This is a genomic window from Rheinheimera marina (assembly GCF_042654345.1).
Taxonomy (GTDB): Bacteria; Pseudomonadota; Gammaproteobacteria; order Enterobacterales; family Alteromonadaceae; genus Pararheinheimera; species Pararheinheimera marina.
On sequence record NZ_JBHSGB010000021.1, the window covers coordinates 1 to 25035 of the forward strand.

Here is a 25035-nt window from a genome sequence, read left to right on the forward strand (position 1 = left end):
TACTGGAGCAGGTCGACCATTTTATGGAGACGGCAGCCCCGTTTCCAGGTGGCAACCATGGGCTAAAGACGGTGTATCACAATTAGGATCAGTTATTTAGGTTATGTTTGTACTTAATAAATGGACTTTTTATGACAGGAACCACTCAAGCTTTCGGCGCTGCTGCACTGCTTTTATTCGGATCGCTGGCCAGTTATGTTTTGGTTGCCAGCCCTGAACAAAACAATTGCTTTAACCCCTGGCAGGAACAAAGTTCCACCTGCCAGGATTATGAATACGCTAATGCAGAAGCCTATTTTCCTGATGCTTTTGGCGTACAACAAAAAGTCCGACTAAGCGCCGTAATCTCAAAAACAGACAAGAAGTTGCAGCACGTCAACATGTATTTCGATACTCAATGTCACGCCAAACTGAACTGTGACAATTCAGAAATTGCAGCAGCATCACTGCAATCTTCGCTCAAAAAAGCAAAGGCTACCAATAAACTGACCACTACAGAAAGGCCTGATGACGACCACACATATGAACTTTTGAGCGATATACAACACATGATCCCGTCCTCAGTCACCATTAGTCTGATTGACACTGAAGGCAAGGGCGAGACTATTTACTTTAAACAGGCAAAAGCCGCCATAACAGCTAAACAAGCCCCAAGCTTTACCGCTATCGAGATCAGCCCAGGCCAGTATCAGGTATGTAAGCTCGACCTGACGACACCACAGGGTCCGTGCGAGCCGGCACAGGGCACCATGAAAATCACGGATACCAAAGGCTTTGCCGAGTTGAAACATAGCTATGGCCAGCAGGCGAACAGCGAGCTGTTTGGATTTCTGCACAAATTTTATCAGCAAGAACGAGCGATGGCCTGCGAACTGGCAAGCGAATGTAACGCCGAAGAGGCATGCACGGTTACAGCCGATTGCACGAAAAGCTGAGGCTCCCGCCTTCTTACCTGAGGCTTCATGGGATGCGCCTGAAGCCGATACCTCAGACCAGTTAAACCTTTCGCCGTCCGGCAATTTCGTTACAATAGCGCCTCTTCGAATTTGTTAAGGGTTTGCTGTGGTTCAGGCTCCGCGTTTTCAGCTGTCATTTTTGCATCCTAAACACTGGCCTTTATGGCTGGGATTGGGCTTTCTCTGGCTTTTACTTTGGTTGCCGTATCCAGCGCTGATGAAACTGGGCGAAGGGCTGGGATTGTTGCTGATGAAAGCGCTGAAATCCCGCGTGAAGGTCACACGCCGCAATCTCGAGCTCTGTTTCCCGGACATGCCCGCCGCCGAACGCGAGCTGCTGGTACGGCAAAACTTTAAGGAAACCGGCAAAGCCGCTTTTGAAACCTTTATGGGTTGGTGGTGGCCGGACTGGCGCGCCCGTCCTTTATGCCACTTTAAAGGGCTGGAGCATATCCGGGCCATTCAGGACGAAGGCAAAGGGGTGTTTTTATTAAGCGGGCATTTTTTATGCCTGGAGATGATTGCCCGTACCTTTGGTTTCCATTGCCCGGCCGTAGGCTTTTACCGGCCGAATGACAACCCCATCATGGAATACTTCCAGTACCATGGGCGCCTGCGTTCGAATCGGGCCTTGATTGGTAAACGTGATGTGCGTGCGCTTATTCAGGCGCTGAACGACAAAGAAGTCTGTTTTTACCTGCCAGACCAGGACTATGGCCGTAATAAAGCTGAGTTTGTGCCGTTTTTTGCCGTGAAAGAAACCGCCACCACCACAGGCACTTTGTTGTTTGCTGGCAGTGCCAACTGCAAAACAGTCGCCATTCATAGTTATCGTTTGCCTGGCTACCAGGGCTACCAGGTGGAAGTGTTACCAGCCTTCGATAATTTCCCCAGCGGCGACAATAAATCTGACGTGACCCGGATCAACCATTGGCTTGAACAAGGAATAATTGCACATCCTTCTCAATATATGTGGTTACACCGTCGCTTTAAGACAAGACCAAATCCGGAAGACCCCAGCCTCTATTGATTAAGGTGTTGGCAGCCTCCGGCGTGTTGGCTATGATGGCTTCAGTGGAACCGGGAAGATAAGCTATGTGGTTTTGGATCAGGCACTTATTATTAGCAGCATTATTATTGCTGCTGGCAGCTTTGGTAATGCTTAAACCGGAATGGCTGGTTATTCAGCCAAAGAACCTGGCCGAAAAAGGTAACGAGGCGGTGCAGGGCTTTACCAGCTTTTACAGCACCATCCGGGACTCAATGAACAGCCAATCGGAAGGCTCGGAAGATTTTGTGATTGAACTGCACGATGACCACAGCCAGCTGATCAGCCTGCTCAAAGGCCGGGCAGAACGTGTCGAAGCTTTACCGGAAAACTGGCAAGGCCGCCGCACAGACCGCCGTTTTCGCGTCGGTGACACCTTAAAAACCAACCTGACCATGGAAGGCCGTAAAGAAGGTGTCGAACTGTACTGGGTGCTCGGCCGGGACTACAAAGTAAAACACTACTTTCAGACTGATTTCAGCTACCTAAGTGCGATCCGCGAAGCCGCCAGTGCGCTAAGTTCCGACTTTGAAGACCCAGTGCAGGCGTATTTCTGTCATAAGTCCCGCGCCGTGGTGCTCACAGACAAAGCAGTGCCCTACCTGCAGCAGAGCTGCATCAATATTCAGGGGCCCAAACGGCGCGTGGCTGTCTTTAACTGACAGCCCCTGGCCCACCAAAAAGTCTTAACCACAGCTGTTGCACTGCCACCATGGCCTGCTGAACCTCAGCCGGCTCTTCGGCCGCAGGCGCCAACGTCTGACGGTGACTGACACCACGCAACTGACGATAGGCCTGTTGCAGTTGCTCCACTTCGGCGCCGGACAATAAGCCACAGCTTTGCGCCGCATCCAGAATGCGGATATTGTCGCTGTACTGGTATAAATCAGGGTAACGGGCTGCATTGGCCAGTACCAGAAACTGACTGATAAACTCCAGGTCGACAATGCCACCTGCGGCATGTTTCACTTCAGTCGAATTTACCCCATGGTGCTGGCGCAGTTTTTGCCGCATCTCCACCACCTCGGACAACAGCTGCTGCGGGTCGCGATTTTGCCCCAGAATTTCTGCGCGGATTTGCGCAAATCGTTGGCTAATCAAGTCGCCGCCAAACACAACGCGGGCCCGCACCAGCGCCTGATGCTCCCAGGTCCAGGCTTCTGTTTTCAGGTAGTTCAGATAGGTATTGATATGCACCGCCAGTAGCCCGGAGTTGCCGGCGGGCCGTAAGCGGGTATCCACTTCATACAACACACCGCTGGCCGTTCTTGTGCTGAAAATATGCACAATACGTTGCACCAGCTTGATATAAAACTGGCGTGAATCAATGGACTTATCGCCATCGGTCACACCGTCCGGGTTAGACTGATGCACAAACACCAGATCAAGGTCAGAGCCATAACCTAACTCCAGCCCGCCCAGTTTGCCATAACCTATGACGGCAAAAGCTTTGTCATCTCGCCCGGACAAACCAGCAGGGACCCCGTACTTTTCTGCCATCTGCACCCAGGCCAGTTCCACCACCTGCGCTATCAGAGCTTCAGCCAGAAAGGTCAGATGATCGCTGACTTTCATCAAGGGCAAAATGCCGGTGATATCGGCGGCGGCAATGCGCAGTTGCTGTGCCTGTTTAAACTGGCGCAACACTTCCATCTGCAGCTCCAGATCATCCTCTGGCACCCGCAACATCTGTTGACGCAGCCGGTCGCGGTAGTCCGTCATTTGTGGCACCTGATACAGCTGAGCCGGGTCGATCAGCTCGTCCAGCAGCATCGGGTAGCGCGCCAGATGCTCGGCCAGCCAGCCACTTTTGGCACAAAGCAACACCAACTGCTGCAGCGCCGCCGGGTTTTCATACAGCAGCTCCAGGTAGGCCGTACGGCTGACAATCTGCCGGAACACACCGAGCAGCCGTTTTAACACAGTGGCCGAGCCCTGCTGTTTGGCCAGTACCTGCAATAAAAAAGGCAGCAGTTTTTCCAGCAAATCCCGGCCGCGGGGACCGACATTGCGCTTCTGGCAATCCAGTTTGAACTGGCGCAGTTCTGACAGCAGCTCCACCGCCTGCTCAGCATCCAGCCAGTCCAGCTGTTCTGCCAGCTCAGTTTCGGGCAATTGTGAATCCCAGCAGAGCCGCCCAAGCGCCAGCTCTTCCGGCTCCGGGTTGTCGCCCTGATCAATCACCGCTTTAAACTGCTGATGAATACGGGCCATACAGGCCTGAGTCAGCTCAGAAAACTGAGGCCAGTCCGTCAGGCCCAGGGCCAGCACCAGCCGTTCTTTATTCAGCTCATCCTGCGGCAAACTTTGGGTCTGCTGATCGTCAATGCCCTGCAGCACCTGCTCCACGCGGCGCAACCATAAATAGTCATTGATCAGCTGCTCAGTGTCGGCTTGTGACCAGAGCTGATGCCGGCATAGAGCGTTCAGCGCCGCGAAAATTGATACCTGCTGCAGGTCCGGTAAACGGCCGCCGCGGATCAGCTGCAGGGTTTGCACCACAAACTCCACTTCACGAATGCCACCAGCACCGAGCTTAATATTGTCAGTTCTGTTGCGTCGCCGGTTTTCCTGTTCGATCAGTTGTTTCATCCGTCTGAGCGATTCGATTGCAGAAAAATCGATATAACGGCGGTAGACAAAAGGTTTTAGCAAGTGTTGCAGTTGGGGTGTCCAGACCGGGTCGGGGTTGAGCACCCGGGCTTTCAGCATGGCATAACGTTCCCATTCGCGGCCCTGTGCCTGGTAATAGTCTTCCATCGAGCCAAAACTCAGCACCAGCGGGCCGCTGTCACCAAAAGGCCGCAGCCGCATATCCACCCGGTAAGCAAAACCATCGGCAGTGACCTGATGCAAGGCCGAAATTAGTTTTTGTCCCAGCTTGGTAAAAAACTGCTGATGCTCAATGCTGCGACGGCCGCCCTGAGTTTCGCCATTGTCCGGGTAGGTGAAAATCAGGTCGATGTCGGAGGAGAAATTCAGCTCACCGCCGCCCAGCTTGCCCATGCCCAAAATCAGCAGCGGCATTGGCTGCCCTTTTGGGTCCATTGGCGTGCCCCACTGAGCCGTTAAGTCCTGATAAGCCCATTGGTATGCACTGTTGATCAGACCGTCAGCCAAAGCGGAGATTTCTGTCAGACAACGCCGTATCGGTTTTACCCCAAGTAACTCGGCGGCCAGCACCTGGGCCAATACCTGGTTGCGATAACGCCGCAGAGCCCGGAACACATTGGCTTCACTGGAGTCGGGCAGCTGTTGTAGCGGGTCCTGGTAGTGCCAATCTAACTGAGTTGGCTCCAGCAGTTGTGGCGCCAGCTCAGGCTGCTGTTGCAATACCCGGCCAATAAACGGACTGACCGACAGCAAAAAATCCAGCCTGCTTTGTTGGCTATCCAGAATGTGCAATGGCAATCCAGCCTGGATGCGGCGGGCTTCCTGCAACAGTGTTGGCGACGGCGTCATGTGTTTAGTCCTTACTCAGGTGGCGGGATAAATTCAGTTGGGCCTGCAAATAAGCCTGGCTGCTCAGTACTTGTGCTGGCGGCAACACCAGAAAGGCCCGAAAGTCCGGCCAGTCGTCTGCCAGCACAGCCCATTGCTGCTGCAATAATTCCAACGCCTGTTGGTTCTGCTGCTGCCACCAGCACACTTCGTTATACAACACGGCTTTAAGTACTGCGCCCGGGCTGGTTGTTTTGGCTGTGGTAGGTTCGACCGGCAGTTGCTGATTCAGTCGATAGCCCCGCTCTGCTTTGGACATCACACCAAACCGCAGTGGTAACCGGCGAAGTAAAAGCTCGCCAAGTGCAAACAGCGCATCAGTGTCACCAGACATCAGCTCAAGCTCCAGTTCATCAATGGTTTCTTGCTGGCCAGCTGCTTTCACCCAGCCTTTATCCAGCGCCACTTCCACCACAGCGCCGCAAGCCAGATGCAGCAACCAGCTTTGACGATAAAAATCTGTGTTGAATAACTGCACCAGTTGATGTTGCAGACTGCTGCTGTCGACGCCCTGTGGCCAGACTTCCGCCGGAAAGGCGTTCAGCTCAGGCCAGACGGACGCACAAGGCAGGTTGTATTCAGGCCGCACTTGCAAAGCACCTTGCCCGCGGCCGGCCAGTTTAATGGTTTGTTCATAGCGGCCTTGCTGCAACCGGGTGCGCAGCCCGGCGTCCTGGCGACGGAACCACTGGTCGGCGGTGTCGTAGTAAGCATTCAACAATTGTTTACCTGCCCGGGGTTCGACTTTGACCGCCACGGCAGACCAGATGGGGCTTAAATCAGCCGGCAGTTCACCAGCACAGATAAACTTCAGTTCTGCTTCAACTGCCATTCGTTTGCATCCTTCTCTACGGCCTCTTGTTATTTATCAATCACCTGGCCTATGATCGATGCAATTTAAAATTTTGGCCAGTCAATCGCCTGTTTTTTTGGAACTTTTATGCCTGCAAAATCGTCCTGCTGGTTGGGTGCAGCCCTGTTCAGCGCCAGTGTTCTGTTTCCGGTGTTCGCTCAACAGGAACCCACTCCGTCATCCCCTGCTGCGGTATCCGGCACCGCCTATATCAGCGATAAACTGGTGACTTATTTGTACAACGGCCCAGGCCGTGATTTTAAGATCATTGCCAGCATTAATGCAGGTGAAGAAATTCAGCTGACCGGCGAAGACGCCAGCGCAGGTTACTGGCAGGTCACTGACAGCAAAGGCCGCACTGGCTGGATTTTAAAGCAGTACGTCAGCGCCAGCCCAGTGTTTGACAAAGATACCGAGCAACTGACTGCTCAACTGAGCAGCCTGCAAAGCCAGATTGAAGTTTTAGGCCAGGAAAAACAACAGTTACAGCAAGAGCTGGAAGAAACGGCTGCCGCCGTCACTCAGGCGGAAGCCGCCACAGCCACAGCGCAACAGACCATTGCCCTGTTAACCACTCAGTTGCAGGAAAAACCGGCCTCGTTCTGGCAGGACAAAATGGTGATGGGCGCTATTCTGGCCATTGCCGGTTTAATCCTCGGCTTATTGGTCCCTGCCCTGTTGCCGCAACGTCGCCGCAACGACCGCTGGATGTAACCCGCTAAGATTCGGCTTTGAATTCCGGGTTTATTGCCTTTAGCGGTAAACCCGAATCCTGCTTTACCTGCTCTATCACCACATAAGTGTGGGTTTGCTGTACTCCGGGCAAATCAACAATACGGCCAAGCACAGCCCGGTACGCTTCCATGCTGGACAGCCGCAGCTTCAGTAAATAATCAAAACCACCGGCCACCATATGGCATTCGGCTACTTGTGGAATATTCACCACCGCATCACGAAACTGGTCGAAGATAGCCGCTGTGGTGCGGTCCAGCGTCACCTGGATAAAAGCAGCCGTGCCATAGCCCAGCTTGCTGGCACTTAACCGCGCACCAAAACCTTCGATGTAACCTTCCTGCTCCAGCCGCCGAACCCGATCTATACAAGGGCTGGGGCTTAAATTGACTTTTTTTGCCAGCTCGACGTTGGAAATCCGGCCGTCTTTTTGCAGCGTGTCTAAAATGGTCATGTCAATCCGGTCCAGTGGACGGCTTTTGGCACTTTGCGTCATGGCAGTATTTTTTCTTGCCCAATTATGATTAATCCAAATTATATAGGGTTAAACCTAAAAGAAAACCACCAAATGCGGCTGCGCTTTCAATAAAATGCAGCATTATTTTTGACCTCAACCGGACAATTATTATGCTATTCCAAGGCCAATTGACGACGACCCATGCTATCCGCCAGGCCATGCGCGACCATTACCGCGCTGACGAAGATCTGGTACTGAACAACTTATTGCCTATCGCGGATATTGGTGTGGCTGCCCGCAGCCGGGCCTGGGAACGCGCCCGTCAGTTGGTGGTGGAAATCCGCCGTCTACAGGTTGGTAAAGGTGGCGTAGACGCGCTGCTGAATGAATTCTCCTTGTCGACCGAAGAAGGTCTGGTGCTGATGTGTCTGGCCGAAGCCCTGCTTCGGGTGCCGGATTCACATACCGCTGACCTGCTGATCCGCGACAAATTATCCAATGGCGACTGGAGCTCACACTTGGGCAACAGCGAATCGCTGTTTGTAAACATCTCGGCCTGGGGCCTGTTAGTCACCGGCAAGCTGGTGAACTACAGCGACGATCAGAAAAAAGCGCAGTTCGGCTTATTAAAACGCACCTGCGGCCGCTTGGGCGAACCGGTGATCCGTCAGGCCGTGCGTTACGCCATGCAAATCATGGGTACCCAGTTTGTGATGGGCACCACCATTGAAAAAGCTGTCGAACGTGCTGTCGAGCTGGAAAACAAAGGCTTCACCTACTCCTACGACATGTTGGGTGAAGGCGCGCGCACCAGTGAAGATGCCAAAAGGTATTTCGACAGCTACATGATGGCCATTCATGTGATTGGTAAAGCCGCGAAAAACCGTGGCCCGTTCAAGAGTCCGGGTATCTCTGTCAAGCTGTCGGCCATCCACCCGAAATACAAATTTATCCACCGTGACCGCGTGATGGCAGAACTGGTGCCGATGCTGAAGCAACTGGCACTGGCGGCGAAATCCTACAACATCAGCTTTACCGTGGACGCGGAAGAAGCCGACCGTCTGGACTTATCCCTGGATATCATCGAAGCCGTATTTGCTGATCCGGATTTAGCCGGCTGGGAAGGTTTTGGTCTGGCGGTGCAAGCGTACTCCAAACGTGGCCTGTTTGTGATTGAATGGCTGCGCGAGCTGACGGTAAAAGTCGGCCGCAAAATGATGGTGCGTCTGGTCAAAGGCGCTTACTGGGATACCGAAGTAAAAATCAGCCAGGCCGAAGGCTTAGCCGATTACCCTGTATTCAGCCGCAAGCCGTCGACCGACGTGTCGTACCAAGCCTGCGCCAAGAAAATGCTGGACTACCGTGACAGCATTTACCCAATGTTCGCTACCCACAACGCCTATACCGTAGCCACTATTCTGGAAATGGCACCGGATCGCACTGGTTATGAATTCCAGCGCCTGCATGGCATGGGCGATTCCCTGTACGATCAGGTGGTTGCAGACGATAAAGTGCCTTGCCGTATCTACGCGCCGGTAGGTGAGCATCAGGATCTGCTGGCTTATTTAGTCCGCCGCTTGCTGGAGAACGGTGCCAACAGCTCATTCGTCAACAACATCGTTGATGAAAACATTCCGGTCGAATCCCTGCTGAAAGATCCGGTTGAACTGGTGCGCAGCTGGAGCCAAAAACGCAATGGCTCTATTCCGATGCCAGCCAATCTGTACGGTGCCAGCCGTCTGAACTCCAAAGGTCAGGATCTGACCGACATTGACCAAATGACCCAAATGCGTGATGCCATGGACAGCTGGTTGGCTGGTGTGCATGCCATTGAACACAAAGCCGATGCTGAAGCGGTGCGTAACCCCGCTAATACAGACGAAATTATCGGTTATCACCAGCACGCGACAGCGGAGCAGATGCAAGCGGCTGTCACAGCAGCTGAGCAGGCTTTCCAAAACTGGTCTGGCCGTCCTGTCACTGAGCGCGCGGTACTGCTGAATAAACTGGCCGATGCGCTGGAAGCAAATCGTGATGAGCTGCTGGCGCTTTGTATCAAAGAAGCCGGCAAAACTTTAGGCGACAGCATGGCCGAAGTGCGTGAAGCCGTCGACTTCTGCCGTTATTACGCTGACCAGGCCAACCAGAACCTGCAACACAGCCAGGCGCGTGGTGTGGTGCTTTGTATCAGCCCGTGGAACTTCCCATTGGCCATTTTCTTAGGCCAGGTGGCGGCTGCTTTAGTAGCAGGTAACACTGTAGTGGCTAAACCAGCGGAACAAACCAGCCTTATCGCCGTACGCACTATCGAGCTGATGGCCGCTGCAGGTTTCCCTGCTGATGTCGTTCGCTTAATCATCGCGCCAGGCCGTCAGGTCGGCGAGCAGGTCGTGCCAGACACGCGGATTAAAGCGGTAATGTTTACAGGTTCAACCGAAACCGGCGCCTGGATTGCCCGTAAGCTGGCCGAACGTGGCGGCGAGCCGGTGCCATTGATTGCCGAAACGGGTGGTCAGAACTGCATGATTGTTGACTCTACCGCTCTGCCGGAGCAGGTAGTGGACGATGTCATTTCGTCAGGCTTCCAAAGCGCCGGTCAACGCTGTTCTGCACTGCGCGTGCTGTTCCTGCAGGAAGACGTGGCCGACAAGATCATCACCATGATCAAAGGCGCGATGGCTGAACTGACCGTGGCCGACCCAGCCTGGTTGTCGACTGACTTAGGCCCGGTGATTGACGCTAAAGCACTGCAACGTCTGAACGACCATGTACAGTACCTGGACGGTAAAGCCAAACTGCATTATGTCTGCAAGGCGCCAGCTGCTGGTAATCACTTCTTCTTTGCGCCGCGTTTGTATGAAATCAGTAGCCTCAGCCTGCTGGAGCGCGAAGTATTTGGCCCTGTGGTGCACATTATCCGTTTCAAAGCAGAGCAGCTGGATAACGTCATTCGCCAAATCAATGCTACAGGCTACGGCCTGACCATGGGTGTGCACAGCCGTATCGCACAAACCACGCTGAAAGTGGCCAGCGAGATCAAAGCCGGTAACATCTATGTGAACCGCAATATGATTGGTGCTGTGGTTGGCGTGCAGCCTTTTGGTGGCCGAGGTTTATCTGGTACTGGCCCGAAAGCAGGTGGCCCCTTCTATTTAAGCCGTCTGGTGAAAGAACATGAGTTGGATGCACCAGCACTCGATAGCGCTGTGGCTGCAGCCCTGAATTCCGCGCCAGCCACCGACAACAAACTGAACCAGCAATTGCAGCAGATGGAGCAGGCACAGTATCAGTGGCAGCGTCAGACAGTGACTGCACGTAGCTCAGTACTGCGGCGTTTCTTGGCACAACTGGCCGGTAACCGCCTTGTGTCTGAACGTGAGCATGACCTGAACCAAGTGCTGGAAGCGGCCCGTGAGCAGCTCAGTTTCCTGGAGAAACAACTGACCAACCCAATCACCTTGCCAGGGCCGACCGGTGAATCGAACCAGCTGTTCCTGGAAGCTAAGGGTGTCATCGCACTGCTGCACAGCGAACACAGCAGTTTCCATCACTATGTGCTGAGCCTGATCACCGCTTTGGTATCCGGTAACGCTCTGGTGAGCTCGGGCAGCGACAGCCAGCAAAAAGAGCTGGAAACCATTCGTCAGTTACTGATCCAGGTGGGCTTACCGGCTGAACTGACAGCAGTCACTACGCTGACTCAGCTGAAAGCGCTGTTGGCAGCGCCACAGCTGGCCACCGCAGTGATTGAAGCCACGGATCCACACAAAGCGCTGGTGGGCGAATGGATTGCCGCCCGCAGCGGCGCTATCACAGGTCTGGTCACCAGCCCGGCCGATCACCAGTTGCTACACCGCTTAGTCACTGAAAAAACCGTGACCATCAACACCACAGCAGCAGGTGGTAATGCGTCACTGATGACCATGGCAGACAACCTGGGCTAATTCCCCGGATTGCTGCGCAATAAACTGCAAAAGCCCACCTCAGCGTGGGCTTTTGTTTATCCAAAACAAATGATATCATTTTTATCATATTTTCCATTTCAACTAATTCAGTTAGCGTTTTACTGCTGAGGCACAATGAACCAAGCAAACCAGTTTCTGACGATTGCCATCAACGACTTAGTGCCAGGCATGTATGTCGTTGCGGTACTAAAGCAAAAAGGCCGGGTTGAAATTAAAACCGAAGGCTGGGTGCGCACAGAAGCGATTATTCAGCAGTTAAAACAAAAAGGCGTCCTGGAGCTGCTGATAGACCCCAGCAAAAGCCTTCAGCAACCAAGCGAAAACCAGCCAGCCCCCTTTGAAGCAGTGCAGCCTGCCGGGCCTGGCAGCAAAAAGAACCGGGTGATACCGTACAGTGAAGAGCTGGGTCAAGCGCAGGTGCTGTACCAGCAAGCCAAAGGGTTGCAAAAAAAGGCCTTTGCCGATATTCAGGCCGGCCGACCTTTGATGCTGCAACCTTTTCAGGATTGCGCCAACGGCATGATTGAGTCGGTATTCCGCAACCAGGACGCTTTGCTTTGCATGAGCCGTATCCGTGAAAAAGATGCTTATTTGCTGGAGCATTCGGTGAACGTGTCCATTCTGATGACTATTTTCGCCAAACAAATGGGCTTTGAGCAGGAGCTGATCCAACAACTGGCCACAGGCGCCTTGCTCCACGACATGGGCAAAATAAAGGTACCGGATCATATTCTGAATAAACCAGGCCGACTGGACCCGGACGAATTGCAGGAAATGCGTAACCACGTGCTGTACAGCTTTGAACTGCTGGAAGCTGTGCCTGGCTTAAGCCCTGTCAGCATTGATGTCGCCGCGGTGCATCATGAGCGGCTGGACGGTAAAGGGTACCCTTTAGGCCTGAAAGATCAGCAAATTTCGGTGTATGGCCGCATGATCGCTATTGTCGATACCTATGACGCCATCACCGCCACCCGCTGTTACAAAGAAGGGCAAAGTGGCATTACCGCACTGAAGATCATGAAAAAAGAAAGCCACAGCTATGATCAGGAGCTGCTGTCGCAGTTTATCCAGGCCATTGGCATTCACCCGGTAGGCACCTTGGTTAAACTGAAAAGCCAGAAGCTGGCGATAGTGCTCAGAGCCAACAAAACCGACCCGCTGCGCCCTGTGGTCAAAGTGTTTTACCACACCAAGTTCCGCCACTACCTGGAAGTGCAGGAATTGGATTTGGCCCAGGCAAAAGTGGATGACGAAATTGAAGCGGCTGTGATGCCTGAAGATTTTGGCATTGATTTAATGCGGTTTTTCCGCCAGTCCGTGCTGCAATAAGCAGCACGGCGACAAGCCGGTGAGACCCCAGGAGCATAGCCAATCTATGTGACTGGGGCGAGCTGACGCTGTCAACACAGCTGCAGCTTCAAGGACGACGGGTATAACTCCAGTCACTCAGCGCTTCCACACTAAACGTCTGCTGCCCAAACTGCAGCACCACATACTGCGGCAAAATTTCCTTTACCTGCACATCAGCACTCAGCCATTGGCCCTGCTGTAAATCTTTGCCATTGACTTTGACCCAACGCTGCGCTGGTTCTGTGGCATAGACGTGGGCTTCAAACTTCAATGGTGGTATCTGGCGCTGCAACAAATCATCCAGTTGTTGCACAGGCACTGCCGGCACATCATGGTAGTTAATCTGTGGCTGGCGATTACTGCGCTCGGCGGCAGCCAGCGCGCTGGCAAATTTTTCCCGCAGCTCGGCCGGCGCTTCGGAGTTTTCCAGCTCTTCGGCGGGCAACAGATCCGACAATGGACTTAATTCTTCCTGAGGATCGGCTTCAGCAAATGTCTCTTGTTGCGTAAAGTCGGTTTCGGCACGCTGGCGTCCCAGCATTGGCTGCTCCGGCTGCGCCGACACCACCAATTGTTCAGACGCCGCTTCCAATGCGATGGGCCCATCAGCAGGCAATAAGTCGGCCGCCAGCTGCAGCTCCTGTGCAATTTCAGCGGCTGTCGCCACCTGTGGCACTGCGACAGCCGTTTGCTGCGAGGCAACAACCTGAACTTGCGGTTCCGCGGTTTGAGGCTGCCGCCCCAACCAAAACCCTAAAACTAAACCTGCACAGACCATCAGTGACAACAGCAACGGCTTCAGCCAATTCGCACCTTGTACCTTTTCATCAGCAAGTGGCACTTGCTGCTGTTGTTTTAACGCATCCATCAATAACGACATAAAATTCTCAGTTCCACCACAATGCAGCCACAGCGGCACCAGCCCCAAGCGCCACTAAGGTGACAGCAGGCCATAGCCACCAAGGCCACTGCTGATGTTGCACCGGCATTCTGACCGCAAGCACTTCGCCGGCTGCTTGTTCCACCAATTTGGCATCGACCAGCGCTTTTTGCTGGCTGTAGCCGCCGAGCAAGGCCCGGTCACAAATCAGATTTAATAAACGCGGAATACCACCAGACAGCAAGAATAATTTTTTCAATGCTCCGGCCGTAAAGACTGGTCGGCTACACCCCGCAACCTGCAGCCGGTAACTGACATACTGCTGCACTTCCTGTTCCGTCAGTGGCATCAGGTGATACCGAGCGGTAATACGCTGCGCCAGCTGACGTAAATCCTGACGTTGTAACAGCTGCTGCAACTCAGGCTGGCCGATTAAAATCACCTGCAACAGCTTTTTCGTATTGGTTTCCAGGTTGGTCAGCAAACGCAGCTGCTCCAGCACTGCGGGCTGCAGGTGTTGAGCTTCATCAATAATCAAAATGGTATTTTTGCTCAGTTGATGGTTTTTCAGCAGCCGGTTGGTAATTTTGTCAGTCAGGTTTTTCAGGCTGGCATCGGCCTTTTTATAACGAATTTTCAACTGGTCACAAATCGCAGCCAGCAACTCCAGTTCATTCAGCGTCGGGTTGAGGATAAAAGCCACTTCGGTCTGCTCGGTCAGCTCCTGCAATAAACAGCGCGATACTGTGGTTTTGCCAGTACCGACTTCGCCAGTCAATAACACAAAGCCCCCAGCATCGCCCAAGCCATAACGCAGGTGCGCCAGTGCTTCTGCGTGGCGGGCACTTAAAAACAGAAAGTCAGGGTTCGGCGCTATCGAAAACGGCTGGCTGTTCAGGCCAAAAAATCCGGTGTACATGGCGTTCCTGAGGTTGGGTTGAGCGACTTTTGCTGCTGGGGCGTTATAATGGCAAAAAAACTGTGGGTGGGAAAGCATTGAAACTGTATCTGGTGGGTGGCGCGGTTCGCGACAAATTACTGAATTATCCGGCGCTGGATCAGGACTGGCTGGTGGTTGGCAGTACCCCCGAGCAAATGCTGGCCCAAGGCTATCAGGCCGTTGGCAAAGATTTTCCGGTGTTCTTGCACCCAAAAACCAAACAGGAATATGCGCTGGCCCGTACCGAACGTAAACAAGGTCAGGGTTATACCGGCTTTGCCTGCTACTTTGCTGAAGACGTAACGCTGGAGCAGGATTTGCAACGTCGCGACCTGACCATCAATGCGATGGCGATGGACCTGGAAGGCACTCTGCACGACCCTTATGGCGGTTATTCCGACCTGCAGCAAAAAATTCTGCGCCATGTCTCACCTGCTTTTGCCGAAGACCCGCTGCGGGTGCTGCGGGTCGCCCGCTTCTACGCACGGTATAAACATCTGGGTTTTCATATTGCCGATGAAACGCTTGAGCTGATGCGCCAACTAAGCCATAGCGGTGAGTTGCAGCACCTGACCGCCGAGCGGGTCTGGCAGGAAAGCGCCAGAGCCCTGCAGGAACAGGACCCACAGGCCTATATTGAGGTACTGCATCAGGTCGGCGCGTTGGCGGCGCTGATGCCAGAGCTGGCCAAACTCTGGGGCATCCCTAACCCACCGAAATGGCATCCAGAGATTGACTCAGGCATTCACACCTTATTGGTGCTGCAACAGGCGGCATTGTTATCCGATCGGTTAGACGTACGTTTTGCCGCGCTGTGTCATGACGTCGGCAAAGGTGAAACCGACCCGGCAGACTGGCCGTCTCATCATGGCCATGAACACAGTGGTTTACCTGTGCTCAAAACCATGTGTGAGCGCTTGCGGGTGCCGAATGACTGCAAAGAGCTGGCGCTGCTCGCCTGTCAGTACCATCAACTGCTTCACAAAGCCCTGGAGCTGCGCCCTGCCACAGTGCTGAAACTCTTTGATGGCATCGATTTATGGCGTAAACCAGAACGGCTGAAGTTATTGCTGCTATGCGCTGTTGCGGACTTACGTGGCCGTACCGGCTTTGAGCAGTCCGCTTACCCGCAGCAACAGTATTTGACGGATGCGGCGCAGGCGGCCCGGGCTGTCGACATTAAAGCTATTGTTGCTTCAGGCCTGAAAGGTGAAGCCATTAAACACAAACTGGCTGAGCATCGGCTGGCAGCAGTGACGCTGGTAAAACAACAGTGGGATCTGGCCAGACAAACTCAATAGGCTCCAGCTTCTGTGGTTCCTGGTAGGCCTGCCACAACGCCTGATAGCTTTGTTGGGTCACCGGATGCCGCTGGTCCGGAGCCAGTTCAGCCAAAGGCCAAAGCACAAAGGCATTTTTCAGAATTTCGCCGCGCGGCAACTCCACCGGCTGTTGACACACCAGGTCGTCATAGGTCAATAAATCCAGATCCAGGGTTTTACCACAGAACTTCGGCGACGCCGCGGCTTTGCCATACCGCTGTTCCAGGTTTTTCAGTGCGCTGACACAATCGGCAACCGACATTTCGGTGTGCGCTTCAATCACCAGGTTGTAAAAAGCGTCGCCGCTAAAGCCAACCGCCTCACTTTCAAATACCCGCGAGCAGCGCAACGTACCAAACAGCAAATGCAGCTCCAGATAAGCGGCAGAAACGTGACGCTCACGGTCAATATTACTGCCAACACTGATATAGATCAGTGCCATTACCAGTCACCCCGTTCAATCATCACACCAACACTGGCCGCCTGCGGCACTGCACCGGGCTTGCCAATCCGCACCCGCACCGCCTGAGTCGGGAAATTTTGCAGAATCATGCTGGCGGTTTTCTCAGCAACAGTTTCCAGTAATTGGTGTGGCTCAGCACAAAGCTCGGTCACGGCCTGACACACCGCGGCGTAGTCGATGGTGTAGTGCAGGTCATCCGTAGCTGCCGCCTGACGAATGTCGGTACGCAGTTCAATATCAAACACCAGGGTCTGCTGGATTTGTTTTTCCCAGTCATAGACCCCTATAACAGTCGGGACCTGCAAGGCACTGATAAAAACTTTGTCCATTCTGATTTCCGCTTTTGTTAAGTTACTGTTTCAGGTAGTCTGCTGGTCGGATAGGCAAAAAACACAAAAGTCTATAAGCTGACCGCCTTTTGATAAGGGCGCAATTTTAGCGCACTTTGCCAGACTGAGGAACCCAAACCCATGACCCCAACCATAGCAGCAATGATGCTTGCCGCCTACTTAAGCGGTTCGATCTCCTCTGCTATCCTGGTCAGCCGGATCTTCCGTTTACCCGACCCTCGCACTCATGGTTCGGGCAATCCGGGCGCGACCAACGTGCTACGTCTCGGTGGTGCTGTTCCTGCGGTTTTAGTGTTGGTGTTTGATGTGCTCAAAGGCACTATTCCGGTTTGGGGCTCGTACTTTTTGAATATCGAAGCCTTTTACCTTGGCATGATTGCGATCTGCGCCTGCCTTGGCCATATCTTTCCGCTGTTCTTTGGCTTTAAAGGCGGTAAAGCAGTGGCGACTGCCTTTGGCAGTATGATGCCAATTGGTCTGGATTTGGCAGGTTTACTGATTTCTACCTGGATGATGCTGGTGGGGGCTACAGGATATTCGTCTTTGGCCGCTATAGTGACAGTGTCGCTGGCGCCAATTTTTACCTGGTTTATCAAGCCGCTGTACACAATTCCCGTGTCTATGCTGAGTCTGCTGATTATTCTGCGTCACAAAGACAACATCATCCGGCTCTGGCACGGGGAAGAAAGCAAAGTCTGGAATAAAGGCCGCAAGAAAACCAAAAAGCCAACAGAGTCCGCCCCGGATTAAAGGCGGCTCTGCCAAAGTCAAACCGCCGCTAATTGATCCATCGGCCAGCGTGGTGTCACGCCAATAGTCAGGTCCTGCTGCTGCCCTGCTTTTAAACGCTGAAAACCAGCAAACGCAATCATGGCGCCGTTATCGGTGCAAAACTCTTTGCGTGGGTAAAACACTTCGCCTTTTAAGCTGGTCAGCAACTGTTCCAATTGCTCACGCAATGAAGTGTTGGCACTGACGCCACCTGCCACCACCAGTCGTTTCAGTTTGTGCTCTTTTAGTGCCCTTCTGCATTTGAGCACCAAAGTGTCGACTACCGCCTGCTGAAATGACGCCGCAATGTTGGCCTGCACATCCGGGCTATTGCCTTGGGCGGCAATCACATTGGCGGCCGCAGTTTTTAAACCGCTGAAGCTAAAATCCAGACCAGGTCGGTCGGTCATTGGTCGAGGGAACGCATAAGCAGTCGGGTTACCTTGGGTGGCCAATTTCGCCAGCAGCGGTCCACCTGGATAATCCAGTCCCATCAATTTGGCTGTTTTATCAAAGGCTTCGCCTGCCGCATCATCAATAGATTCCCCCAGCAACTGATACTGGCCAATGCCATCGACCCGCACCAGTTGGGTATGACCACCTGACACCAATAAAGCCAAAAACGGAAATTCAGGTTGCTTATCTTCCAGCATAGGCGCCAGCAAATGGCCTTCCATATGGTGCACAGCCAAAGCAGGTACATTCCAGGCCATGGCTAGAGAACGGCCAATCGCAGCGCCCACCATCAGGGCGCCAGCAAGCCCGGGGCCTGCGGTATAAGCTACGCCAGATATATCGGCGGCAGTACAACCAGCTTCTATCAACGCCTGTTTGATCAGTGGCAGGGTTTTACGGATATGATCACGGGAAGCCAGTTCCGGCACCACGCCACCGTAATCGGCATGCAGCGGGATCTGACTGTACAGCACATGACTCATTAAGCCTTTGTGTTCATCGTAAATGGCAATTCCTGTTTCATCACAGGATGTTTCGATGCCAAGGACTCGCATTTTTTCCCCTTCCACTTTATGATACGCCGCAAATTGTACTGGTATCCGCAAAGCAGGGCCAGCGAAACACTTATTGCTTTACATTGGTAGTGGCTTTTGGGTAGAATGCCGCACCATTTTTAATCGTATTGGTTAGACGCTAACCAAAGTGACCGAGGTGAGAATTTAATGCCTGTAGTAAAAGTTAAAGAAAACGAGCCGTTTGACGTAGCTCTGCGTCGTTTCAAACGTTCTTGCGAGAAAGCTGGTGTTCTGGCTGACGTGCGCGCTAAAGAGTTTTACGAGAAACCAACCTGGATCCGTAAACGCAAAAAAGCGGCAGCAGTTAAGCGCCACATGAAAAAAATGTTCCGCGAAAACGCTCGTCGTATCAAGCTTTACTAATTTCTTTTCTGCCTGACTGATGTCGCTGTTAGAGCAACTGCAAGAAGCCCAGAAAGACGCAATGCGTGCCAAGGATAAATTACGCCTTGGCACTATTCGTTTGGCGCTGGCCGAAGTAAAACAACGCCAGATTGACGCGCAGATGGAACCGACTGATGCCAACATTCTCGCGGTGCTGACCAAAATGGCCAAGCAACGCAAAGAATCTGCCAGTCAATACAGCGCCGCAGGCAGACAGGATTTGGCTGACACCGAGTTAGCCGAAATTACAATCATTGAACAGTTTTTGCCGAAAGCCTTGTCTGCGGCAGAACTGGATGATTTACTGCAACAAGCCGTTTCAGCAACAGGTGCCTGTTCAATGCAGGACATGGCCAAGCTGATGGCGTGGTTAAAACCACAGGTGCAGGGCCGCACTGATATGGGTGCATTAAGTCAGCTGGTCAAATCCAGACTGAATTAAGTTAAGGCCGAATCACTGCATGCCGGGCTCTTGCTCGGCTTGTCTTTTTCTGAAGACCGCGTAAGGAAAAAGGTGGCAGGACAAATCCCCAGACACTTTATCGACGAGCTACTCGCCCGGACTGATATTGTTGAGCTGATTGATCACAGAGTTCCATTAAAAAAGGCTGGTAAAAACTACCAGGCTTGTTGCCCTTTTCATAACGAAAAATCACCATCTTTTACGGTTAGTCAGGATAAGCAGTTTTACCATTGTTTCGGCTGTGGCGCTCATGGCAACGCGATCAGCTTTTTGATGGCCTATGAACAACTGGAATTTGTTGAAGCCATTGAAGATTTAGCGCGGTTACACCATCTGGAAGTGCCGCGCGAACAAGGCAAAGGCCCGCAGCGACCGCAGGCTCAGGCCGACGACTACAGCCAGATGCAAAAAGCGGCCTCGTTATACCAGCAGGCATTAAGCAGCCACCAGGCGGCTAGCACCTACCTGACCAATCGCGGGATCAGTGCAGCCACAGCCGAAAAATACGGCATAGGTTATGCGCCTGAAAGCTGGGACTTTTTATTAAAGCAATTGGCCAGCACCAAGCCGCAGCGCGATCAGCTGTTTGAGCTGAAGCTGACCAACCGTAATGAAAACGGCCGCGAATACGATTTTTTCCGTGATCGCCTGATGTTTCCAATCCGCGATAAACGTGGCCGGGTGATTGGTTTTGGCGGACGAGTATTGGGTGATGGCACGCCGAAGTACCTGAACTCGCCAGAGACCCGCTTATTCCACAAAGGCCGTGAGCTGTACGGCCTCTATGAAGCACGGCAACAGGACGAACGATTAAACCGGGTGCTGATTGTCGAAGGCTATATGGACGTGGTTGGCCTGGCGGATAAAGGTATTTCCTTTGCTGTGGCTTGTTTAGGCACCGCAACGACCCCAGATCATATGCAAACCTTGTTCAGGCTGACCAGCACTGTCACCTGTTGTTATGACGGCGACCGGGCCGGACGTGATGCGGCGTGGCGCGCTTTGCAAAGTGCCCTGCCCCATCTGAAGGACGGCGTCGAACTGAATTTTGTGTTTTTGCCCGATGGCGAAGACCCGGATTCGCTGGTGAAACAAGAAGGTAAAGAAGCTTTCCTGCATCGGCTGGAACAAGCGCAACCGTTAGGGATTTATTTGTTCGATCATCTGGTCAAAGAGCTGGATGTGAGTACAGACGCAGGTAAATCAGCCTTGTGGGTGAAAGCCAACGAGCTGATCAAACAAATACCCAGCGAATTTTATCGCGACGCCTTGTACGGGAAATTGCAGGCACTGGTAGGTAAAAGCGTGCAGGCTACGAGTCGGCCTGTGGCCAAAAGCGCCGTCAGTGCAGCTGCAACACCTGTGCCGAAAATTACGCCTATGCGCCGCGCCATTGCGCTGCTGGTTCAGCATCCGGTGCTGGCACAAGTGATGCCGGTGGCCCCTGAACTGGCGCAGGCTAACTTACCAGGCATTCAATTGTTACTGGCGTTGCAGGAGAAGCTGCTGCAACAACCCAAGGCAACCACAGCTCAACTATTAGAACATTGGCGGGATACTGCCGAATACAACATTCTGGCCAAGCTGACCTTGTGGGACCATCAGGTTGCAGAAGAGCAATTGACCCAGGAGTTTCTGGATACCTTCCGTTCGATAGAAGATCAGTATCTGGCGCAGCGTCTGGAAGAGCTGCAACGTAAGGATACTCTGGCACAACTGACGCAAGCCGAAAAGCAAGAGTTCGTGCTGTTGTTAAAAGCGTTTAAAAGCAAATAACACCGGGTTGGCAGGCAGGTCGTGGCTGGCTAGAAAAGCTGCGCTTTGTTATAATCGCTAATTCGCATTTTCAGACTAACTTATTTGGGTGGAAGAGCAGCCTCTATGGAGCAAAATCCTCAGTCGCAACTAAAACTCCTGATTTTAAAGGGTAAAGAGCAAGGCTACTTAACCTTTGCTGAAGTCAATGATCACCTTCCACAAGACATCATCGACTCGGATCAGATTGAAGACATTATCCGGATGATCAACGACATGGGTATTCAGGTGTTTGAAACAGCACCAGATGCCGATGATTTGATAATGACAGATGCAACACCGGATGAAGACGCGGCAGAAGAAGCTGCTCAGGCGCTGGTGAGTGTCGATAAAGAACTGGGACGCACTACAGACCCGGTCCGTATGTACATGCGCGAGATGGGTACAGTTGAACTGTTAACCCGTGAAGGCGAAATCGATATCGCCAAACGTATTGAAGAAGGCATTAATCAGGTTCAGACCTCAGTAGCTGAATACCCTGAAGCCATCACCTACCTGCTGGAGCAGTGGGACAAATACGAAGCCGAAGAAATTCGTTTAAGTGACATTGTCACCGCGTTTATCGACCCGAATGAAGCTGACGATATGGCGCCAACTGCGACCCATATCGGCTCTGACGTACCGGAAGATCAGCTGGACGATGAAGACAGCGATATCTCATCCAACGACGATGAAGACGAAGACGGTGATTCTTCGGACGACGGCGACTCAGGCCCGGATCCAGAAATGGCTCGGGAAAAATTCGGCGCTTTACGTGCTCAGTATGAAGTGACCCGTCACTCCATCATCAACAATGGCCGTGAACACCCGACCACCAAAGAAGAAATCGAGAAGCTGAGTGAAGTGTTCCGCTGCTTCCGTCTGGTTCCAAAACAATTCGACCGCCTGGTTAAAAACATGCGCGAAATGATGGACCGGGTGCGGGTGCAGGAACGCATTGTGATGAAGCACTGCGTTGAATACGCCAAGATGCCAAAGAAGAACTTTATGAAAGCCTTCAGCGGTTTCGAAAACAGCACAGCATGGATCGATGCAGAAATTGCTGCAGCCAAACCTCACTCAGCCCGTATGGCCGAGATGAAAGACGAGCTGTACCGCAGCATCGACAAGCTGAAAAAAATTGAAGAAGAGACCGGCCTGTCTATCTTCAAAATTAAAGACATCAACCGTCGTATGTCGATTGGCGAAGCCAAAGCTCGCCGCGCCAAAAAAGAGATGGTGGAAGCTAACTTACGTCTGGTAATTTCTATTGCGAAGAAATACACCAACCGTGGTCTGCAATTCCTGGACTTAATTCAGGAAGGCAACATTGGTTTGATGAAAGCAGTCGATAAATTCGAATACCGCCGCGGTTATAAGTTTTCGACCTATGCCACCTGGTGGATCCGTCAGGCCATTACCCGCTCTATCGCGGACCAGGCACGGACTATCCGTATTCCAGTGCATATGATCGAAACCATTAACAAACTGAACCGTATCTCCCGTCAGATGCTGCAGGAAATGGGTCGCGAACCATCACCGGAAGAACTGTCTGAACGCATGGGCATGCCAGAAGACAAGATCCGTAAAGTGCTGAAGATTGCCAAAGAGCCAATCTCGATGGAAACGCCAATAGGTGATGATGAAGATTCGCATCTGGGCGACTTTATCGAGGACAGCACCTCGGAATCACCACTGGATTCAGCCACAATGGAAAGCTTAAAAGCCGCCACCAGCGAAGTGTTGGCCGGTTTAACCGCCCGCGAAGCTAAAGTTCTGCGTATGCGTTTCGGTATCGATATGAACACCGACCACACGTTGGAAGAAGTTGGTAAGCAGTTTGACGTTACTCGTGAGCGTATTCGTCAGATCGAAGCCAAAGCACTGCGTAAACTGCGTCACCCAAGCCGCAGTGAAGTGTTAAAGAGCTTCCTGGACGAATAAAAGTCCTGCTGGCTATGCGAATCAAAACAGGCGCTGTACAGCGCCTGTTTTTTTGGCTAATTTTCCGCCAATCAGTTGTTTGTGCTGCGGTTTTAGCCGTGACAAGCCAACTCAAAATACATATACTGCGGTGGCTTTGTGCTGCAGCCCTGCAGCTTCGTGTCAAAGTGTAGAAATGGCCCTATAGCTCAGTTGGCTGAGGGGCGTTCGCTGTAAAGCGATGAGCTGTGATTTAACATCACAGCGAAAGACCCGAAGGTGAGGCCGTGGATGGCCGAACCGGAATGAAGCTACAGGATGTACCCTGCTGCCTCATACGAAAGTGTAAAATGGCCCTATAGCTCAGTTGGTTAGAGCATCCGACTCATAATCGGCAGGTCCCTGGTTCAAGTCCAGGTGGGGCCACCATTTATCAAGCACTTACGTTACTTCTTCTGATTCACTTTAAGTCTGTGCTACCTCTGTGCTACCAACATCGTATAAGTCTTTAGCAAAACACTCAAGCAGCCTCATTTAATCATGGCGATAAAACAATAGTTGACATCGCGCTTCGTGAGTTGTATTTTTACACCAACAACGGCTTCCTCCAGAACTCTATATGGGTTCGTAAGAGTGGAAGCTTTTTTTTTGCTACGAAAAAGGAAATCACCGTGGCAGAATTGCTTCCCTATAGAAAACCACATAAAGCAAGTTCAGAACTTTGTGAGAAGTTATTAGGTCAAGGTCTGAACATACAAAATCGACAGTTAGCTGAACGTACATTATCGATGTGCAGTTACTATCGCTTTAAAGCATACTTAATACCTTTTCAAAAGCCAGATAAGACATTCCATACGGATGCTACATTTGAAAATGCTTACGACCTATACCTTTTTGATAGCAAACTGCGGTCTGAGTTATTCAGAATAATTGCATGCGTGGAAATCGGTGTAAGAAGCACGTTTGAGCAATGGATGACAAAACAGACTGGAAACTTGTTCTGGTATTTGGATACATCACTCTTCGAGAACAGCGACAATCATATTAGAACTGTCAATAACGTCAGAAGCATGTTTATTGATTCAAAAGAGCTTTTTGCGGAACACTTCAGACAAAAATACTTTAACGAATATTGCCCATTCTACAGAGACCTTCCACCTGGTTGGGTCGCGATTGAGTTAATGACATTCGGAAATCTGACGAAGCTACTATCGGGCATCACCGAAAACACTATTCAAAGCCTAAAATTGAACCGATACTCCAAAACGCTTGGCGTTCAGAAATTCAAGTCTCTTGCCTCATGGATGACAACTCTTCAAGAAGTCCGAAACCATTGTGGGCACCACATGCGACTTTTTAATCGTAACCTCAAATCACCAACTGCGATCAAAAGTATTCTGAGTTCAGAAATTAATCTCGTCAAAACGCGCCCTAAAGAGGGGTTGAGGGAGGAAGAGCAATTAAATCGACTCTACACAGCAGTTGCTGCATTGCAGTGTCTATATAGCCATCTTGGTTACTCTGAAAAATTAGGTCCAATCTTAGAAAGATTGTTTGAAGAACATCCGTCTGCTCGTCAATGTCAAGCATCAATGGGTTTTCCCGATAACTGGCGAGAAGAACCAATCTTTTTTGACTCTCAGTAATAACATCTACCAGACAAGAAGAGAGACATTCGTCATGCCTCTCTTTAACTGTTTATTTATTTACTGCAATATTGCCCTTGAGCTCTATATTTTCATTCGGCAACATTGTAGTGGTCAACTAATTTTGGCCACATCGTTGTAGCCAAGCCAGTATCTGCGCTCGGATTCATTCGGAGCCAAACCACCGTTATAGTGATGTGGCCTCA

21 protein-coding genes and 1 tRNA gene are annotated in these 25035 nt (G+C 52.0%); 14 read left to right on the forward strand and 8 right to left on the reverse strand.

All coding sequences use genetic code 11. The features are described from left to right. The first annotated feature begins 131 nt into the window (after positions 1-131). The 3 genes from ACFO3I_RS18840 (at position 132) to ACFO3I_RS18850 (ending at position 2666) form a co-directional block, all read left to right on the forward strand. The gene (locus ACFO3I_RS18840; RefSeq protein ID WP_377336732.1) at positions 132-935 is read left to right on the forward strand and encodes a hypothetical protein; all 804 of its coding nucleotides are present in this window, start codon (positions 132-134) and stop codon (positions 933-935) included. A gap of 127 nt (positions 936-1062) precedes the next feature. Next, positions 1063-1986: an LpxL/LpxP family Kdo(2)-lipid IV(A) lauroyl/palmitoleoyl acyltransferase gene (lpxL, locus tag ACFO3I_RS18845; protein ID WP_377336734.1), complete on the forward strand. Its 924-nt coding sequence runs from the start codon at positions 1063-1065 to the stop codon at positions 1984-1986. A gap of 65 nt (positions 1987-2051) precedes the next feature. Continuing rightward, on the forward strand, positions 2052-2666 hold the full coding sequence (locus ACFO3I_RS18850) for a TcpQ domain-containing protein (protein ID WP_377336736.1): 615 nt from the start codon (positions 2052-2054) through the stop codon (positions 2664-2666). Here ACFO3I_RS18850 and glnE read toward each other — a convergent pair. Continuing rightward, positions 2659-5466, reverse strand: coding sequence for a bifunctional [glutamate--ammonia ligase]-adenylyl-L-tyrosine phosphorylase/[glutamate--ammonia-ligase] adenylyltransferase (glnE, locus tag ACFO3I_RS18855; protein WP_377336738.1), 2808 nt, complete (start codon positions 5464-5466; stop codon positions 2659-2661). The genes ACFO3I_RS18850 and glnE overlap by 8 nt on opposite strands. Positions 5467-5470: 4 nt before the next feature. Next, positions 5471-6337 (reverse strand): CYTH domain-containing protein, encoded by an 867-nt coding sequence (locus ACFO3I_RS18860; protein WP_377336740.1) that lies wholly within the window; start codon positions 6335-6337, stop codon positions 5471-5473. Between the two features lie 108 nt (positions 6338-6445). Here ACFO3I_RS18860 and ACFO3I_RS18865 point away from each other — a divergent pair, with 108 nt between their 5' ends. Beyond that, positions 6446-7072 carry a TIGR04211 family SH3 domain-containing protein gene (locus tag ACFO3I_RS18865; RefSeq protein ID WP_377336742.1) on the forward strand — a complete coding sequence of 209 codons (627 nt, stop codon included), beginning with the start codon at positions 6446-6448 and terminating at the stop codon, positions 7070-7072. A 4-nt stretch (positions 7073-7076) separates the two neighbouring features. Here ACFO3I_RS18865 and ACFO3I_RS18870 read toward each other — a convergent pair whose 3' ends face one another. Further along, positions 7077-7586, reverse strand: coding sequence for an Lrp/AsnC ligand binding domain-containing protein (locus ACFO3I_RS18870; protein ID WP_377336744.1), 510 nt, complete (start codon positions 7584-7586; stop codon positions 7077-7079). A 131-nt stretch (positions 7587-7717) separates the two neighbouring features. Between ACFO3I_RS18870 and putA the strand changes: the two genes are divergently transcribed. Next, on the forward strand, positions 7718-11491 hold the full coding sequence (gene putA / locus ACFO3I_RS18875) for a bifunctional proline dehydrogenase/L-glutamate gamma-semialdehyde dehydrogenase PutA (protein WP_377336746.1): 3774 nt from the start codon (positions 7718-7720) through the stop codon (positions 11489-11491). Positions 11492-11626: 135 nt separating this feature from the next. Then, positions 11627-12841, forward strand: coding sequence for an HD-GYP domain-containing protein (locus ACFO3I_RS18880; RefSeq protein WP_377336748.1), 1215 nt, complete (start codon positions 11627-11629; stop codon positions 12839-12841). Positions 12842-12929: 88 nt separating this feature from the next. Here ACFO3I_RS18880 and ACFO3I_RS18885 read toward each other — a convergent pair whose 3' ends face one another. Further along, positions 12930-13742: a general secretion pathway protein GspB gene (locus ACFO3I_RS18885; RefSeq protein ID WP_377336750.1), complete on the reverse strand. Its 813-nt coding sequence runs from the start codon at positions 13740-13742 to the stop codon at positions 12930-12932. Between the two features lie 7 nt (positions 13743-13749). Then, positions 13750-14661, reverse strand: a complete 912-nt coding sequence (locus tag ACFO3I_RS18890; RefSeq protein ID WP_377336752.1) for an ExeA family protein — start codon at positions 14659-14661, stop codon at positions 13750-13752. Positions 14662-14738: 77 nt separating this feature from the next. On the opposite strand from ACFO3I_RS18890, the gene ACFO3I_RS18895 reads away from it, so the two are divergent. After that, entirely contained in the window at positions 14739-15983 is a 1245-nt protein-coding gene (locus ACFO3I_RS18895) for a multifunctional CCA addition/repair protein (protein WP_377336754.1), read from the forward strand. Here ACFO3I_RS18895 and folK read toward each other — a convergent pair. Both folK and folB read right to left on the reverse strand, forming a co-directional pair. After that, complete coding sequence (gene folK / locus ACFO3I_RS18900; protein ID WP_377336756.1) at positions 15901-16446, reverse strand: 2-amino-4-hydroxy-6-hydroxymethyldihydropteridine diphosphokinase; 546 nt, start codon at positions 16444-16446, stop codon at positions 15901-15903. The genes ACFO3I_RS18895 and folK overlap by 83 nt on opposite strands. Then, on the reverse strand, positions 16446-16796 hold the full coding sequence (gene folB / locus ACFO3I_RS18905; protein ID WP_377336759.1) for a dihydroneopterin aldolase: 351 nt from the start codon (positions 16794-16796) through the stop codon (positions 16446-16448). Before folB ends, folK begins: the two co-directional genes overlap by 1 nt. 141 nt (positions 16797-16937) lie before the next feature. Between folB and plsY the strand changes: the two genes are divergently transcribed. Further along, the gene (plsY, locus tag ACFO3I_RS18910) at positions 16938-17567 is read left to right on the forward strand and encodes a glycerol-3-phosphate 1-O-acyltransferase PlsY (RefSeq protein WP_377336761.1); all 630 of its coding nucleotides are present in this window, start codon (positions 16938-16940) and stop codon (positions 17565-17567) included. Positions 17568-17584: 17 nt separating this feature from the next. Here the strand turns inward: plsY and tsaD are convergent, their stop codons facing one another. Next, positions 17585-18598 (reverse strand): tRNA (adenosine(37)-N6)-threonylcarbamoyltransferase complex transferase subunit TsaD, encoded by a 1014-nt coding sequence (gene tsaD / locus ACFO3I_RS18915; RefSeq protein WP_377336763.1) that lies wholly within the window; start codon positions 18596-18598, stop codon positions 17585-17587. Between the two features lie 168 nt (positions 18599-18766). On the opposite strand from tsaD, the gene rpsU reads away from it, so the two are divergent. The 6 genes from rpsU to ACFO3I_RS18945 all read left to right on the forward strand — a co-directional run bounded on the left by rpsU (position 18767) and on the right by ACFO3I_RS18945 (position 24829). After that, entirely contained in the window at positions 18767-18982 is a 216-nt protein-coding gene (gene rpsU, locus ACFO3I_RS18920; RefSeq protein WP_337843432.1) for a 30S ribosomal protein S21, read from the forward strand. Between the two features lie 19 nt (positions 18983-19001). After that, positions 19002-19445: a GatB/YqeY domain-containing protein gene (locus ACFO3I_RS18925; RefSeq protein WP_377336765.1), complete on the forward strand. Its 444-nt coding sequence runs from the start codon at positions 19002-19004 to the stop codon at positions 19443-19445. A 72-nt stretch (positions 19446-19517) separates the two neighbouring features. Continuing rightward, on the forward strand, positions 19518-21242 hold the full coding sequence (dnaG, locus tag ACFO3I_RS18930) for a DNA primase (RefSeq protein WP_377336767.1): 1725 nt from the start codon (positions 19518-19520) through the stop codon (positions 21240-21242). A gap of 105 nt (positions 21243-21347) precedes the next feature. After that, positions 21348-23204, forward strand: coding sequence for an RNA polymerase sigma factor RpoD (gene rpoD, locus ACFO3I_RS18935; protein WP_377336769.1), 1857 nt, complete (start codon positions 21348-21350; stop codon positions 23202-23204). Between the two features lie 331 nt (positions 23205-23535). Then, positions 23536-23612: transfer RNA gene (locus ACFO3I_RS18940), tRNA-Ile, on the forward strand. 242 nt (positions 23613-23854) lie between these two features. Continuing rightward, the gene (locus tag ACFO3I_RS18945) at positions 23855-24829 is read left to right on the forward strand and encodes an Abi family protein (protein WP_377336771.1); all 975 of its coding nucleotides are present in this window, start codon (positions 23855-23857) and stop codon (positions 24827-24829) included. Positions 24830-25035 lie beyond the last annotated feature (206 nt).

Bases quoted from the DNA above. Each gene is read 5' to 3' on its own strand.
- folB (WP_377336759.1), bottom strand. From the start codon at position 16,796: ATGGACAAAGTTTTTATCAGTGCCTTGCAGGTCCCGACTGTTATAGGG.
- ACFO3I_RS18865 (WP_377336742.1), top strand. From the start codon at position 6,446: ATGCCTGCAAAATCGTCCTGCTGGTTGGGTGCAGCCCTGTTCAGCGCC.
- putA (WP_377336746.1), top strand. From the start codon at position 7,718: ATGCTATTCCAAGGCCAATTGACGACGACCCATGCTATCCGCCAGGCC.
- ACFO3I_RS18860 (WP_377336740.1), bottom strand. From the start codon at position 6,337: ATGGCAGTTGAAGCAGAACTGAAGTTTATCTGTGCTGGTGAACTGCCG.
- ACFO3I_RS18880 (WP_377336748.1), top strand. From the start codon at position 11,627: ATGAACCAAGCAAACCAGTTTCTGACGATTGCCATCAACGACTTAGTG.
- ACFO3I_RS18850 (WP_377336736.1), top strand. From the start codon at position 2,052: ATGTGGTTTTGGATCAGGCACTTATTATTAGCAGCATTATTATTGCTG.
- ACFO3I_RS18885 (WP_377336750.1), bottom strand. From the start codon at position 13,742: ATGTCGTTATTGATGGATGCGTTAAAACAACAGCAGCAAGTGCCACTT.
- tsaD (WP_377336763.1), bottom strand. From the start codon at position 18,598: ATGCGAGTCCTTGGCATCGAAACATCCTGTGATGAAACAGGAATTGCC.
- plsY (WP_377336761.1), top strand. From the start codon at position 16,938: ATGACCCCAACCATAGCAGCAATGATGCTTGCCGCCTACTTAAGCGGT.
- ACFO3I_RS18870 (WP_377336744.1), bottom strand. From the start codon at position 7,586: ATGACGCAAAGTGCCAAAAGCCGTCCACTGGACCGGATTGACATGACC.
- rpoD (WP_377336769.1), top strand. From the start codon at position 21,348: ATGGAGCAAAATCCTCAGTCGCAACTAAAACTCCTGATTTTAAAGGGT.
- ACFO3I_RS18925 (WP_377336765.1), top strand. From the start codon at position 19,002: ATGTCGCTGTTAGAGCAACTGCAAGAAGCCCAGAAAGACGCAATGCGT.
- ACFO3I_RS18840 (WP_377336732.1), top strand. From the start codon at position 132: ATGACAGGAACCACTCAAGCTTTCGGCGCTGCTGCACTGCTTTTATTC.
- ACFO3I_RS18890 (WP_377336752.1), bottom strand. From the start codon at position 14,661: ATGTACACCGGATTTTTTGGCCTGAACAGCCAGCCGTTTTCGATAGCG.
- folK (WP_377336756.1), bottom strand. From the start codon at position 16,446: ATGGCACTGATCTATATCAGTGTTGGCAGTAATATTGACCGTGAGCGT.
- glnE (WP_377336738.1), bottom strand. From the start codon at position 5,466: ATGACGCCGTCGCCAACACTGTTGCAGGAAGCCCGCCGCATCCAGGCT.
- rpsU (WP_337843432.1), top strand. From the start codon at position 18,767: ATGCCTGTAGTAAAAGTTAAAGAAAACGAGCCGTTTGACGTAGCTCTG.